We start from the raw sequence: 14,092 nt of genomic DNA, 5'->3' as shown, positions 1-14,092 counted from the left end.
TCCCGGTGGAAGAATTCCGCTATTGCCGCCCCGTGCTGGGTGACGACGGTGTCGCCGCAACAGAGTGTAGCACAACGGAGCACAAACTGCCCCTGCCGCAGCCCCGTCAGGTCCTGCCCAGCAGCTGCCCAATTCCAAGGTCGAACTGATGGCAGCTTCGCGCAAACCGCGCCTCGTCTGGTTTGACGCAAACCGCGTCTTTGCCGCCATCGGGGTCGTCTTGATCCACTCTTCGACCGACTTTGGCGGCAACCCGTTTGCGGAGGCCACCCAAGGTGAACGTCTGATCCCGGTGTTCCTGCGATCCTTGGGGGAGGTCTCGGGATCCGAGATGTTCTTCATGTTCTCGTTGTTCCTGATGGCCATGCGCATCGACAAGAAGATGCCGGGCTACGCCGAAACGATTGCCACACAGGCCAAGCGTCTGCTGGTGCCGTTTGTCTTTTGGGCGGTGTTTTATGCGTTCTTCCGGCTGCTGAAGGCCGACACCTTCAACTATGCGCCCTACATCTGGGATCAGTTGGGGCAAGTGCAGTCCTGGGTGGGCTATCTGATCTTGGGCAATTCCCAATATCATATGCACTTTTTGCCAACGTTGTTTGTGCTGTTGTTGTTCTACCCGGTCATGCGGTCGGCCACGCGCTACCCGATCCTTGGGCTGACGGTCGTCATTACCATCGGCGTCATGAACAACCTGCAAAGCTTTGTCTGGGGTTTGGACATCTCATCTGATCTGCGCGACTACGTGCTGCGTGCGCTGAAGGTGTTTGGCTATGTGGGCTACGGCATGGCCGCCTTCGCGATCTATGGGCTGTGGAACGATGGCATCCCACGCGGCGAAAGCCGCCTGATCCGGCGCGCGGGGCTGTACTTTGCGGCGCTTGCCTACCTCGCGACGCTGCCGTTCTTCTACACTGCGCTGGTGTCGGGCGCGTGGGGCGTGCGCAGCGGGTGGGATTTTTACGGCCACTTCCTGATGCCGGTCTTTGTCTTTACGGTCTTTATGGGCGGACAGTACCTGACGTGGTCTGACCGCTGGTCACAGTTGGCCCGCTACAGCTTTGGTGTGTATCTGGTGCATCCGCTGGTGATCGACCTTTTTGATGTGACGGTCTATTCGACCGGTCTGTCGCAACACATGGCCCCAGCCGCTTTGGTGCTGATCCGCTTTGCCGTGGCTTTACCCCTGTCCCTTGCCCTGACCATCGGCCTGTCGCGGCTGCGTCCCTTGGCATGGACCATCGGGCTGGGCCCGACCCCATGGGACATCGCGCGCACAAAGCGGGCAGAGGCATAACCGTGGACGACTATTTCGCCAAATTCGAAGACCGAGTGCCCGAACCACCCCTGCCCTATTCTGCCCTGCGCGAAAGTGTTTGGCAGTTTCTGGCTGTCATGGCGCTTGTGGTGGGTGGCTGGTACATCTGGTGGCGCTGGACTGCGTCCCTGAACACTGATGCGCTGTGGTTTGCCGTGCCTTTGGCCGTGGCGGAAACCTGCGCCTTTGTGGGTCTGGTGCTGTTTGTCTTCAACTTATGGAAAGACGACCCGATCGTCATTGATGCCCCACCCGCCACCTTGCGGGACGTGGCCCCTGACCATCCTGACGGTGACCGCCCCGTATCTGTCGATGTGATGTTTGCCACCTACGATGAGGACCCCGAACTCGTCCGGCTGGGCCTGCGCGATGCCAAACAGATCACCTACCCCCATGCGATTGATATTCGCATCCACGTGCTGGACGATGGCCGCCGTGACGCCATGCGCGCCGTGGCGGACGACGAAGGCGTGAACTACATCACCCGCACCACCAACGAAGGGTTCAAGGCCGGCAACCTGCGCCACGCCATGGAACAGACGTCGGGTGACTTTCTGGTGATCTGCGACGCCGACACACGGCCATTTCCTACGATCCTCGAAAACACTTTGGGCTATTTCAAAGACCCGAAAATGGCATGGGTCCAGACCCCTCAGTGGTTCTATGACCTGCCCGAGGGTGAGGCGCTGGATGCCGCCTTGGCGCGCCGCCTTGGCCCCGCTGGTGACACGGCAGGTCGCGCAATCCAGAAGGTCATCGGCCCCGTGCAACTGGGCACCGACCCCTTCGTCAGCGACCCCAAAATGTTCTACGACGTCATCCAACGTCGCCGCAACTGGGCCAATGCCTCCTTTTGCTGTGGCGCCGGATCAATCCACCGCCGCGAAGCGGTGATGGAGGCCGCCTTGCGCAGCTTTGGTGCCAAGGTGGAAACCCGCGTGCATGCCACGGAAGAAGTCATCACCGTGACCAACAAGGAACGCGACATCGCCCCCGACCTGATGGACGCCATCCGCACCGAGGCCGCGACGACAGAAATCCTGACCCCCTACCGTTTTCACGTGTCTGAGGACATCTACACCTCAATCGTGCTGCATTCGGACCGCGAACGCGGCTGGAAATCAAAGATGCATCCGATTGTCGAAAGTAAAATGCTCTCACCCCAAGATCTGCTGACGTGGACCGTGCAGCGCTACAAATACGCAGGCGGCAGTCTGGATATCTTGGTTAACGACAACCCGCTGTTTCGCCGTGGCCTGACGTTTTCGCAACGGATGATGTATGCGGCGACATTCTTTTCCTACCTCGCGCCGATCTGGAACGTGATCTTTCTGGCAGCACCAATCATCTATCTGTTCACCGGCGTCTCCCCCGTGTCGGCCTATTCCGCCGACTTCTTTTGGCACCTGATCCCGTTTCTGGTGACACTTGAACTGGCCATGATGGTCGGCGCTTGGGGCGTGTCGGGCTATGCCGCGAAATCCAGCTACCTGTCGTTTTTCCCACTGGGATTGCGGGCCATCTGGTCCGTGGCGAAGGGGCAAACGATTTCTTTCAAAGTGACACCCAAGGTCCGCAAGTCGGGCACGTTTCTGGCCCTTGTGCGGCCACAAATCGCCATCGTCGTCCTGACTGCGGTGGCGGCGATCTGGGGGGTTGGCGCGCTGATCTTGGGAACAACAGACCATTCCGCCACGGGGGTTGTCTCCAACATCCTGTGGGGCCTGAACAACTGCCTCGCGATGGCGGGCATTATCGCGGCGGCCCTTTGGCAGCCCGAAACAGAAAAAGGGACGACACGTCATGACGTTTAAAAACAACCTTACCAAAGCACGCAGTCATATCATTTTTCTTGCAGCCCTCGGGCTGGGACTGGCACTTGTCACATCCATCGACAGCCGCTTGGATGCCGGTGCCACACCAACCGAGGCCGCCCGCGCAATGGACCAATTTGACGACCTATCCCCCCTTCCCCTGGCGATCACTGGCACGTCCAGCGACATGGACCTTGACCATGCGCGCATCGCATGGCGCTACTTCGAAAACAATACCGATCCGGTGACAGGTCTGGTCAATTCCACGGACAACTACCCCTCAACCACCATGTGGGAAACGGGGTCCTACTTTGTGGCGACCATTTCGGCCGAACGGCTGGGCCTGATTGACCGCGAAGACGCCACAGACCGGATCAGCCGGACATTGGCGACCTTGCAAGAGATGCGCCTGTTTGACGGGATGCTGCCCAACAAGGCCTACAACGTGCGCACCGGTGCATTGGTGAACTATGCCAACCAGCCCGTTGAACGTGGCCTTGGCTGGTCCGCTTTGGACATCGCGCGAATGGTTGGCGCATTGGGTCATGTCGAAGCGAACTACCCCGAACTCACCCCCCAGACGACGGCGCTGATGAACCGCTGGGCTTTGGATGATATGGTCGAAAACGGCCAGCTGATTGGTGGTAATATGATCGATGGCGCCCTGCGCCGCGACCAAGAAGGCCGTGTAGGATATGAACAATATGCCGCCAAAGCCATGATGCTGTTTGGCTATGACATGTATCAGGCCTATGACGCGAACAGCCACCTGATGGTCCGCAACGTCGAGGGTCAGCCGATCCCCGTAGACACCCGCCTGCACCGCAACGTCACTCCTGCGTTCACGGTCAGCGAACCTTACCTGTTCGACGGGCTGGAATTCGGGTTCGACGCAAGGTCCCACCGTTTTGCAACCGCAATCTACACCGCACAAGAAGCGCGTTTTCGCGACACAGGCGTCCTGACCGCCGTCAGTGAATCCCACATCGATGTAGCGCCCTATTTCATCTATTCCTCCGTTTGGGGCGGCGGCGCGGATTGGGCTGTCATGACCTTCAGCGGCGACCGCATGGACAGCCGCCGGACAATCACAACAAAGGTGGCCTTCGCGTGGGATGCTCTCTTTGGGACCGAATATACCCGCCAATTGCTGGCTGAAATCGCCCCCTTGGGTGATCCAGAGCGCGGCTGGCCGGAAGGTATTTATGAAATCGATGGCAGCACCAACACCTCCGTCACGGTCAACACCAATGCCGTCGTTCTGGCCGCCCTCGCCTTTCGCGCCCATGGCCCGCTGATCCGGCGGTCGCAATGAAAGGACTTGCCTCTGTCGCGTTTTGGGCGCTTGGCGCCTCCGCGCTTGCGGCGGAGCCTTGTGTGACAGCGACCTTTGACCGCCCGCTCGACGGGGCGACCGATGTGGTGTCCCACGTATCCGACGTGCCCTCCGTGCGCTTTCCCGCGTTCTGGCAAGAAGGCGTTTTCGATGGGGTCCGCTACAACATCACAGCGGCTAGCGAAGGGGTCGTGCGACCGTTGAACTTTGTCGATGATTGGGAGGTTTCGTTTGTGTGCGATCAGGCCACGGGCACCTGTGACTTTGACGAAAACCGCGCACCACCGGAACAGGCGGTGGCAGCAGCCAAGGTCATAGGCCAATGCCTTTTGGGCCTTGATCTGACGCCCGACCCCGCCCCTGTCGAAGTCACGGTTGAGGCCGCCGAACCCGACATCACCCCGCCAACCGAACCCGACGCCACAGTGCCCACACCCACGCCCGAACCAGCAGCCGCAGCCCCGTGCGGCAGCGCCGCGGTGGATGAGGCAACAGAAATCGCCACACTGCAAAGGCTTCTTCTGCTGGCGGGGCAAGATCCCGGGCCTGTCGACGGCTTTCTTGGCCCAAAGTCCTTTGCCGCGATGGGGGCTTTTGTCGACGACCCCGGTTGGAACACCCCGATCAGCGATGTCATCGCGATCCTTGATGCGCAGCTGTGTGATGCCCCGCAGTCAGCCGCCAACGAATGACCGGATGATGCGGCCCGCACGCAGCCCGAACCCGGCCCCGTAGACATTGCCATCGGGGCCGGTCCAATCCGCTATCTAGACCGGCATCTTCCCCGTCATGCTTTCCAAAACGCCATCCCGCCGCACGACCTTGTGCCAAAGCGCGCCAGCGATATGCGTCAGGATCAAGACCGGCAAAACCGCAAGCGACAGTTCGTGCAAGTCAGCCATCAGATTGATAAACGACCGCCCCAAAAGCGGCGACGCATAGGCAAAGGCGATGGCCAATCCGGTTCCGACAATCGCAAAGACCGATCCGTAAAGGCCGTAGTGCACCGTGCGCGAGGCGAAGTGTTCCCACTTCGGGGCGCTATCAGGCAGCCGTGTCGCCCCGACGATCTTCTTGGTCCAAAACAGCCGGAAGGCGAACAACAGCCCCAACGCCAAGCCAAAGATGACTTCGAACCTGAACAACGCCGGGTCAGACAGTTGGTTCACGTTGTCCAGCCCCTTGTAGTAGCCATAGGCGAGCATTGCCGCCGACAGCCAGTGAATGCCGCGTGTGACAAAACCGTGTGGTTTTGCCGCTGAAGGTGTGTGATCTGTCATCCTTGCGCCCTTTCCAAACCGCCCCCTTAGGCTGCTGTCTGAGGGTCTGCGTCTGCAGAGGCTTGCAAGGTCGGGGCCACGAAGGGCGCGGCAAGAAGGGCAATGCCAATCGCCACCAGCCCAAACAGGGCGAGCGTGCCGACAAGGGCAAAGCCCAAGCCCATCATGACGACGCCAGCGGCGCAGACGACGGTAGTGGATACGGCAGATTTGAATTTGGACATCAGGGTGGTCATTTGGGTCTCCGATTTCATCTCGTGTTTCGATGATCCAGAGATAGACAGCCCGTTTTACCCGCGCCTGACCGCGACCTTACACTTTTGTAAAGTTGATCGACACCTTCAGCCCGTGCGGCGTGTTCACCGACAGATCAAGCCGCGCGCCATGCCGGTCCGCAACGGCGCGCACCAAGGCCAGACCAAGCCCCGATCCCTGGGTGCTGCGCGCCGCATCCAGACGCACCATCGGCTTGATGATTTCGGCGAACTGTTCGGGATCAACACCTGTGCCATTGTCCGCCACGCCCATGGTCGACCCGTCCACAAAGACGGTGATCTGGTCGCCCCCGTGCACCAGCCCGTTCTGGATCAAATTGGCCATGGCCTGCACCAACATGCCGCGATCGGCCTGCACCGTGGCGGGCGCATTGACCTCTAACGTCAGGGTCTTGCCGCTATCCTCAAGAACGGGTCCGTAGATGTCGGCCATGTCGCGCGCGATGTCGTCCAAACCCGCGGCTTCGAACCCGTCGCGGCCCTGTTTGGCTTCGATGCGGGCGACGCGCATGATGGTGTCGAACACGTCCGACAGATGGCTTGCCTCCTCCAAAGCGGCGCCGCGTCCGTCGCTGTGGGGCAACATCTCCAACTGTGCCCTGAGGCGGGCTAAGGGCGTGCGCAGGTCATGGGCGATGCTGGCGCTCAGATGGCGGGTCTGGTTGACCAGACGTTCCAAATCCGCCGCCGTCCGGTCAAGGTTTTGGGAAATGTCATCAAGGTCGTCTTTCGACTGGGCGTGTCCCGTGCGGGCCGACAAATCACCGGCTGCAAGACGGCCCAAAGTGGTGTTGATCTGCGCTAAACGTCGCCGCGCCAGCAAACCGGCCCAGACCCCGATCGCAAGGGTCAGGGCAATGACGACCGCAGCCGTCGTCCATAGAATTTGCGCCAACAGTTCCTGCGCATCTTCGCTGTCATCGATTGGAATGGCCACCAGCACAGGCACATCTGCGTTGTCCTGCGCCACCAAGGTGCGCCAGACGTTCGAACGCATCACATCATCGCGCAAAAAGACAGTCCCGCCCCCGCGTGATGCGGCACGGCGAAACGGATCAGGCAGGCCCGCCAGATCATCAAGGGGGCGCAAGATCAACGCGGCAGTATCCCCGCGTGTGTCAGCTATCGCACCCCCCTGCGCCAAGGTTTCAAGCGTTGCATCCAGCCGCCTCTCATTGGCCCGCTGCCCCAAGGTCAGAGCGATCAGGATCGCTGCGACAAAGCCAACCGCAAAAATGCCCGACAGCAGCACTGACAACCGCAGTGTCGACGACCGTGGCACCCACGCGAACCGGGACACCCATTTACGCGCCAAAGACATAGCCCTCCCCCCGGCGGGTTTTCAAAAGCGGCGTGTCGAACGGTTTGTCGATCTTGGCCCGCAAACGGCTGATGTGGGTTTCGACAACACTGGTCGTGGGATCGAAACTCATGTCCCAAACCTGCTCAAGCAGCATCGTCCGTGTCACCAAACGGCCCGGCCTGCGCATGAGATATTCCAACAGCTTGATTTCTTTGGCCATCAGATCAATCGATTGGCCTTGCCGTTCACACCGGCGCGACAACAAGTCCAACGTCAGATCGCCATAACGTAGGGTTGTCTGCACGGCCTCGGTTACCTCACCGCCCTCACGTCGGCGGCCCAAGGCCCCCACGCGGGCCGACAATTCGGCAAAGGCAAAGGGCTTGGTCAGGTAATCATCGCCCCCCGCCTCAAACCCTTCGACGCGGGCATCGACCTCCCCCAGGGCAGTCAAAAACAAGGCGGGGGTGCTGTTCTTGGACGCCCGCAAGGATTTGAGAACCGCCAGACCATCCAGACCGGGCACCATGCGGTCAAGGATCAACAGATCAAACGCCTGCCCCATGGCCGCCATCAGCGCATCCTTTCCATCGACGAACTGATCGACCACATGACCCTCTTCGCGCAGACCATTCGCGATCCACGGTCCCAGTTGTTTGTCGTCTTCTAAAAGCAAAATGCGCATCGTGATCCAAGCAATAGGTTAAACGGCGATAGGCCACCATCACTGGCAGCCTATCGTGGATGTGTCAGGGTCGAAAACGATTTTCAATTATGCGTCTTCGCTGTCGTCATCATCGTCATCATCCTTGTCGCAATCGCGGTCTTCGGCCTCAACCTTGAGGACTTCGCCCGTGTCGGCCGCAATTTTGACCTCCATCTCGCTTCCGTCTTCGGCGAGGATTTCGACCTCATAGAATTGCGTGCCACGACGGTTTTCCAGTTCAACCTCGGTCACTTCACCGGCCACTTCCATCAGGGCGATCTCGATGATCTGGTCTTCGGTCAACCCCGTGGCGTCTGCGGCTGATTGCGCCGATACCATGCCAGCGATGCCGCCTGCCAAAACCAAACCAGTCAGTGCGCCACCTGCGATAAGTTTCATGTTCATGTCTGTTCTCCATTTCATGTTGGGAGGGCCATTGGGCCGTCCGATGAAACAGAAATAGGACGCCTACCTTACCGGCGTTGGGCATGAAGTTTACAGTTTTGTAAGCTTCGCACATAGGTGCGGCCCGACCCCCGGACGCCCTATTCAACCCGTCAGTTGCGCTGAATTTCAAGCCGTGCGGCCACGCCACGCGACGAATCCTCAAACGCCAAGGACCCGCCGTGCAGCTTTGCAATTGTCGCAACAATCGTCAGGCCCAGACCGTGCCCTTCGATGGTTGACGTGTTGTCGCCCCGCTGGAACGGATCCATCAGCGCCTCGATCTCACGGGCTGAGGTCTGGGTGCCTTCGTCTTCGATCACGATGGTTGCGGTTTCTGCGGTGGCGTGCAGCAGAACGTGGGCCCGCCTGCCATATTTCAAAGCGTTCTCAATCAGGTTGGTGATGGCCCGCTGCAATGACACAGGCCGTGCGACCACGATGATATCCTGCTCGGGCGGGACAACCCCCTGCCCTTGGCGCGACATAAAAATCGACCGCCCTCCTTGGACGATGACGTCTTTGCCTTGTTCCAACATCACGGGGCGACCGACGTCCTGATAGTCGGCCACGATGGCGTCCACCAAAGACGTCAGCGACAACCTGCGCGGCGCTTCGGAATTCATCTCGGCGTTGGTGTAGGTCAACACGCTTTCGATGATGCCGGTCATGGCGTCGATATCGTTTTCAAATTTCTGCCGCAGGCAGGCATCGGGGATCAGGGCAGTCCGCAGACGCAACCGCGTGGCGGGCGTGCCCAGATCATGGCTGACACCGGACAAGACAGCGGCGCGGCTGGCCAGTTGGTCGCGCTCCACCTCAAGGTAGGTGTTCACGGCGGTCACGATCTCACGCAGTTCTTGTGGGCCGGTGGCGTCATATTGACTTGGCCCGCCGACACGTCGCCGGTTCCGCAGCTGATGCGCGAAGGACGTGAAATCAGTCGGCAGGTTCAAGGCCACGGTGATCAAGCCCCCCATTGTCAGCACCGCGAGGATGATCGCAGGCAGCCGCCAGTCCGACGGGCTCGCGGCGCAACCCCAGACGGACGGCCCGTCAATCCGGACCCACGGCTGGTCCCCCATTTTGCCCAACACAATCGGGTCGCTGCAAAAGGACGCGAATTTGCGCGTGACAGCGCCCGTCGTCTCTGCTGCCGTCTGGCCGTCACGGTTGGGCAAATCCGCGACGCTATAGGTGATGTCCGGCGACACAATCACCAGCGTCAGCGGCGCACCCGCCCGTTGCGGCGTGATGTCTGCCGAAATGGGGATGACCGTGATCCGGGACGAGGATGCCGCACCTTCAATCTGGCGAAACTGGCCTAATGCGGCGAGGCTTTGTCCCGCAGGCGGCAATGGATTGATCGTCACGCCCGTGGGCGGCGCCGTGCCGTTTTGCAGCGCATCATAAAGCGTCACACCCGCAACGTAGGCCGCACTTTGATGGGCGCGCCAGTTGGCGGAGGATTGCGTCCAAAGCCAAACAGACAGCCCGCCGGTCACGAAGGCCGCGCTCACAAGAAAAAGGCCAATACTCTTGAGGCTGGACACGAGGGGCGTCACCCGTCGCGCGCCTCAACATCGACAGCAAAGACATAGCCCACACCACGTTCTGTCCGCAGCACCGCCGGGGTTTTGGGGTTCTTTTCGATCTTATTGCGCAGGCGTCCCACAAGAACGTCGATGGATCGGCCCATGGCCTCGCTCGATTGGGCGCTGTCGCCGGTTACATCAAGGGCCGTCGCGATTTCAGCACGGGTCAGGGGGATGTGCGGGTTGGCCAGCAACACTTGCAACAGGGCGGTTTCGCGGCGTGACAAAGCGACCTGGATATTGTCCGGCGACAGGACCTCTTCGGTTTTGGCATGATAGGTCCAGCCTGCGAAGACAAAGGTCTTGGTGTTGCGACGATAGGCCAAAGACGACGACCGCCGCGCCCGAGACAACACAGCCTTGACCCGCGCCAGCAGTAAATCAGGATTGAACGGTTTTGTGATATAGTCATCCGCGCCGACCGCATATCCGTCCATGCGTTGATGATCCGCCGCCAATGCAGATACCAAAATAATCGGCACATCCTGTTCGCGGCGCAACCGGCTGCAAATGTCTAACCCGTTTTCATCGCCCAACATCACGTCCAGCAAGATCAGATCGACGCGCCCGCCTTTCAGGTGGGTTTCCACCTCCCTTTCGGTGGCGGCGGGCAAAGCGATCGTGCCGCTTTGGCGCAAAAGCTGCGTCATCATCTGCCGCATGTCGGCATCGTCATCGACAACAAGGATTCGCGGGATCGCCATTCTCAGGCCTTTCAGATCGGTCAAAACGGGCTGCGGCTGTTCTACGGCCTGCATCATATGTAACGCTGTGCAACAGAATCGAGCGCCACGTAACAACATGTAACGAACTCAGCATATAATGATTAAACCGCGCGGAAATCCCGGTATGCACGAATTGCAACGCAATGCGCCTGCCGCCAGAAATTCCGAACGTGGCCCAAAGTTGGGCACAGTCATTTCTGGGAGGAAATCAATATGACACCTAAACTACTCAGCGCGGTCTCCGGCTTGGCCATGATCGCATCCACAGCTGCATTCGCCGACGGCCATGCCGCACCCGAAGCGGAAGTTCTGCACTACTGGACATCCGGTGGCGAAGCGAAATCTGTCGCTGTCCTGCAAGAAGAATTCGCCGCAAACGGCGGCACATGGACAGACATGCCCGTCGCCGGTGGCGGTGGTGATGCAGCCGGCACAGCGCTGCGCGCACGTGTTCTGGCCGGCAACGCGCCGACAGCCGCCCAGATCAAAGGGCCTGCCATTCAGGAATGGTATGAAGAAGGCGTTCTGGCTGACATCTCTGACGTGGCAGAGGCCAACAACTGGTCCGAAATCCTGCCAGAGGCCATCGCCGGTCACATGCAGTGCGAAGGCACATGGTGTGCGGCCCCTGTGAACGTGCACCGCGTCGACTGGATCTGGGCAAACGCCGAAGTTCTGGCTGCAAACGGCATCGAAATGCCAACCACATGGGACGAATTCAACGCCGCAGCCGACACGCTGATGGCCGCTGGCATCATCCCCCTGGCACACGGTGGTCAGGCTTGGCAGGACGCCACCGTTTTCGAAGCTGTGGCACTGGGCATTCTGGGCGCCGACGGGTTCCGCAAGGCGTTCGTTGAACTGGACATGGACACTCTCAAGTCCGACGACATGGTTGCTGTCTTTGACCAGATGCGCACCATGCGCGGCTATGTTGACGACAACTTCTCCGGTCGGGACTGGAACCTTGCAACTGCGATGGTCATGAACGGCGAAGCCGCGTTCCAGATCATGGGTGACTGGGCCAAAGGCGAATTCATGGCCGCAGGCCAGACGCCGGGCGAAGACTTCCTGTGTGCGTCCACACCGGGCGAAGGTTTCCTTTACAACGTGGACAGCTTTGCAATGTTTGCCGTTGACGGTGACGACAAACAGGCCGGTCAGGCGCTTTTGGCGGAACTGGTCGTCGGTGAGAGCTTTCAGGAAACATTCAACCTGAACAAGGGTTCGATCCCTGTGCGCACAGACGTGGCGTTGGACAACTTCGACAGCTGTGCTGTGCTGTCCGCAGACGACATGGCCGCCAGCAACGAAGGCGGGTCCTTGCTGCCGTCCTATGCCCACGGCATGGCCCTGCGCGGCGCGCAAGCGGGTGCAATCACCGACACGGTGACGGCGCACTTCAACTCTGACATGTCCTCTGAGGACGCTGTTCAGATGTTGGCTGACGCAATTGCAAATAGCCTGTAAAACATGACCCACCCTCCCTCCCTGCACAGGTGTGCAGGGGGGGAAACCCCAAGGAATTTCCAAATGACCAAGTGGCTTGAAGAAAACACGCCCAAGTTGGTATTGGCCCCCTCCTTCATCATCATCCTTATTTTCGTCTACGGCTTTATCGCTTGGACGGCTTGGGTGTCTTTGACGCGGTCGCGCCTTTTGCCAAAATATGAAATCGAAGGCTTCATCCAGTATGATCGCCTGTTCGACTCCCCGCGCTGGGACACAGCGTTTTCCAATCTGTTCGTCTTCGGGTTCTTGTTCATTGTGATCGCCATGATCCTTGGCCTGACCCTTGCGATTTTGCTGGATCAAAACATCCGCACCGAAGGCGCGATCCGCACCATTTACCTGTACCCGATGGCGCTTTCGATGATCGTGACCGGTACTGCGTGGAAGTGGATCCTGAACCCCGGACTTGGCCTTGAGGCCACGGTGCGTGGCTGGGGGTTTGAGGACTTCACGTTCAACTGGCTCGTTGATCCGGATATGGCGATTTATACGGTGGTCATCGCGGCGATCTGGCAAAGCTCCGGTTTTGTGATGGCGTTGTTTCTGGCCGGTCTGCGGTCCGTGGATCAAGAGATCATCAAGGCCGCACAGGTCGATGGCATCCCCACATGGCGCGTCTATACCGCGATCATCATTCCCGCCATGGCGCCGATCTTTTTGTCCGCCTTCATCGTGTTGTCGCACCTTGCGATCAAAAGCTTCGACCTTGTCATCGCATTGACGGGGGGTGGCCCGGGTTACGCAACCGACCTGCCTGCGACCTACATGTATACGATGGCGTTTTCGCGCGGTGACATCGGCCAAGCGGCCAGTTCCGCGATGATCATGATGATGGTCGTCTTCGCGATTGTCGTCCCTTACCTCTACTCCGAATTGAGGACCAAAGATGACTGATATGTCTTACACCCCGCCTCAATCGAGGGGCCGCGCCAGCAAGATTGCGCTGCGCTGGGTCCTCTACATCCTTCTTGGCGTCTTCGTGCTGTTTTACCTGATGCCGCTGTTCGTGATGATCACGACATCCTTCAAAAGCCTTGAGGAAATCCGCACCGGTGATCTGATTTCACTGCCCCGCGAATTGACCTTCGATGCTTGGCGCACGGCGTGGTCCAGTGCCTGTACTGGCATCCAATGCGAAGGCGTACGCCCCTTCTTTTGGAATTCGGTCCTGATCGCTGTCCCTGCCGTCCTGATCTCAACCCTGATTGGCGCGCTGAATGGCTATGTGGTCGCGCAATGGCGCTTTCGGGGGGCCAACCTGTTCTTCGCTTTGATGCTGTTTGGCTGCTTCATCCCGTTTCAGGTCGTCTTGTTGCCCATGGCTCGCATGTTGGGCTTGATGGGGATCGCAGGCACCATTCCGGGGCTGATCTTTGTTCACGTCATTTACGGGCTTGGCTTCACCACCTTGTTCTTCCGGAACTACTATGTGTCGATCCCGTCTGAACTGACAAAAGCCGCCAAGGTCGATGGCGCGGGGTTCTTCCGCATCTTCTGGTCGATCTTCCTGCCGCTGTCTTTGCCGATCATCGTCGTGACCGTCATCTGGCAATTCACCCAGATCTGGAATGACTTTCTGTTCGGCGTTTCATTCAGCCAAGCAGGCACCCAGCCTGTGACGGTCGCCCTCAACAACATCGTAAACTCAACCACTGGCGTCAAAGCATACAACGTGGATATGGCCGCAGCGATCATCGCCGCCCTGCCAACCCTGTTCGTCTATGTCGTCGCTGGCAAGTACTTCGTCCGCGGTCTGACCGCCGGATCCGTGAAAGGATAACCCC

General features: G+C 59.4%; 14 protein-coding genes. 7 read left to right on the top strand and 7 right to left on the bottom strand.

Annotated features, from left to right (window positions below; genetic code table 11):
* Positions 1–148: 148 nt before the first annotated feature.
* The 4 genes from ACTG36_RS05765 to ACTG36_RS05750 are packed head-to-tail and all read left to right on the top strand — an operon-like array spanning position 149 to position 5,160.
* Positions 149–1,297 (top strand): acyltransferase, encoded by a 1,149-nt coding sequence (locus ACTG36_RS05765; protein ID WP_375279829.1) that lies wholly within the window; start codon positions 149–151, stop codon positions 1,295–1,297.
* A 2-nt stretch (positions 1,298–1,299) separates the two neighbouring features.
* Positions 1,300–3,132 (top strand): glycosyltransferase family 2 protein, encoded by a 1,833-nt coding sequence (locus ACTG36_RS05760; RefSeq protein ID WP_375279828.1) that lies wholly within the window; start codon positions 1,300–1,302, stop codon positions 3,130–3,132.
* On the top strand, positions 3,122–4,447 hold the full coding sequence (locus tag ACTG36_RS05755; RefSeq protein ID WP_375279827.1) for a DUF3131 domain-containing protein: 1,326 nt from the start codon (positions 3,122–3,124) through the stop codon (positions 4,445–4,447). The genes ACTG36_RS05760 and ACTG36_RS05755 overlap by 11 nt, the downstream gene beginning before the upstream one ends.
* Complete coding sequence (locus tag ACTG36_RS05750) at positions 4,444–5,160, top strand: peptidoglycan-binding domain-containing protein (RefSeq protein ID WP_439141678.1); 717 nt, start codon at positions 4,444–4,446, stop codon at positions 5,158–5,160. Before ACTG36_RS05755 ends, ACTG36_RS05750 begins: the two co-directional genes overlap by 4 nt.
* A 75-nt stretch (positions 5,161–5,235) precedes the next feature.
* On the opposite strand, the gene ACTG36_RS05745 is transcribed toward ACTG36_RS05750, so the two are convergent.
* The 7 genes from ACTG36_RS05745 to ACTG36_RS05715 form a co-directional block, all read right to left on the bottom strand.
* Positions 5,236–5,748: a cytochrome b gene (locus ACTG36_RS05745; protein ID WP_375279825.1), complete on the bottom strand. Its 513-nt coding sequence runs from the start codon at positions 5,746–5,748 to the stop codon at positions 5,236–5,238.
* Between the two features lie 26 nt (positions 5,749–5,774).
* Positions 5,775–5,984: a hypothetical protein gene (locus ACTG36_RS05740; protein ID WP_375279824.1), complete on the bottom strand. Its 210-nt coding sequence runs from the start codon at positions 5,982–5,984 to the stop codon at positions 5,775–5,777.
* A gap of 76 nt (positions 5,985–6,060) precedes the next feature.
* Entirely contained in the window at positions 6,061–7,344 is a 1,284-nt protein-coding gene (locus ACTG36_RS05735; protein WP_375279823.1) for a sensor histidine kinase, read from the bottom strand.
* Positions 7,328–8,011, bottom strand: a complete 684-nt coding sequence (locus ACTG36_RS05730; protein WP_375279822.1) for a winged helix-turn-helix domain-containing protein — start codon at positions 8,009–8,011, stop codon at positions 7,328–7,330. Before ACTG36_RS05730 ends, ACTG36_RS05735 begins: the two co-directional genes overlap by 17 nt.
* A gap of 87 nt (positions 8,012–8,098) precedes the next feature.
* Positions 8,099–8,437, bottom strand: a complete 339-nt coding sequence (locus tag ACTG36_RS05725) for a PepSY domain-containing protein (protein WP_375279821.1) — start codon at positions 8,435–8,437, stop codon at positions 8,099–8,101.
* Between the two features lie 152 nt (positions 8,438–8,589).
* Positions 8,590–9,996, bottom strand: coding sequence for a sensor histidine kinase (locus ACTG36_RS05720; RefSeq protein WP_375279820.1), 1,407 nt, complete (start codon positions 9,994–9,996; stop codon positions 8,590–8,592).
* A 41-nt stretch (positions 9,997–10,037) separates the two neighbouring features.
* Positions 10,038–10,775 carry a response regulator transcription factor gene (locus tag ACTG36_RS05715; protein ID WP_375279819.1) on the bottom strand — a complete coding sequence of 246 codons (738 nt, stop codon included), beginning with the start codon at positions 10,773–10,775 and terminating at the stop codon, positions 10,038–10,040.
* A 234-nt stretch (positions 10,776–11,009) separates the two neighbouring features.
* Here ACTG36_RS05715 and ACTG36_RS05710 point away from each other — a divergent pair, with 234 nt between their 5' ends.
* The 3 genes from ACTG36_RS05710 (at position 11,010) to ACTG36_RS05700 (ending at position 14,088) form a co-directional block, all read left to right on the top strand.
* Positions 11,010–12,266, top strand: a complete 1,257-nt coding sequence (locus tag ACTG36_RS05710) for an ABC transporter substrate-binding protein (RefSeq protein ID WP_375279818.1) — start codon at positions 11,010–11,012, stop codon at positions 12,264–12,266.
* A gap of 63 nt (positions 12,267–12,329) precedes the next feature.
* A complete protein-coding gene (locus ACTG36_RS05705; RefSeq protein WP_375279817.1) occupies positions 12,330–13,202 on the top strand; it encodes a carbohydrate ABC transporter permease in 873 nt (290 codons plus the stop codon).
* Entirely contained in the window at positions 13,195–14,088 is an 894-nt protein-coding gene (locus ACTG36_RS05700) for a carbohydrate ABC transporter permease (protein WP_439141673.1), read from the top strand. The genes ACTG36_RS05705 and ACTG36_RS05700 overlap by 8 nt, the downstream gene beginning before the upstream one ends.
* The last annotated feature ends 4 nt before the right edge of the window (positions 14,089–14,092 follow it).

This window comes from Pseudooctadecabacter sp., from assembly GCF_965657175.1.
Taxonomy (GTDB): Bacteria; Pseudomonadota; Alphaproteobacteria; order Rhodobacterales; family Rhodobacteraceae; genus Octadecabacter.
This window is presented reverse-complemented; position numbering and strand designations above follow the sequence as displayed.